Here is a 417-nt window from a genome sequence, read left to right as displayed (position 1 = left end):
ATCGATGCCTGATGTAACCACCGCACTAACTCAGTGACGGCACAGACGAGAGGTTCGGTATCTGGCCGGCATCTCAATCAGGGGGCAGGGCGGGTCAGGCAGAGAATTTTCTGGACCAGGTGTTTTAGGCTTTGCTGGTCCAGTTGTCTGCATCATCCCTTCAGGAGCGCCCGTGCCCAAGAGTCCGCGTGACGAGTTGGACGGCCAGATCCTGTCCGAACTTCGGCGCAATGCCCGCATCAACCTGGCGCAGTTGGGGGAGAAGGTACTGCTCTCACGGAACGCGGTACGGCAACGCATCGAGCGCCTCGAACGTGATGGTTACATCAACGGGTACACCATCAAGGAATCAGCCGGCGAAGGCAGGCCTACCGTTAATGCGGTTCTGCTGGTTCAGCGTCACGACAGGATGCGGGG

The 417-nt window shown here is 59.0% G+C and carries 1 protein-coding gene; it reads left to right on the top strand.

Translation table 11 applies throughout. From position 1 onward, the window contains the following. Nucleotides 1-196: 196 nt before the first annotated feature. A partial coding sequence (locus SCA31_RS22540) for a winged helix-turn-helix transcriptional regulator (RefSeq protein ID WP_410699284.1) occupies nt 197-417 on the top strand: 221 nt, incomplete at its 3' end.

Origin of the sequence: Chryseobacterium sp. SIMBA_028, assembly GCF_046535285.1 — a bacterium.
In the GTDB taxonomy this organism is placed as follows: Bacteria; Bacteroidota; Bacteroidia; order Flavobacteriales; family Weeksellaceae; genus Chryseobacterium.
This window is presented reverse-complemented; position numbering and strand designations above follow the sequence as displayed.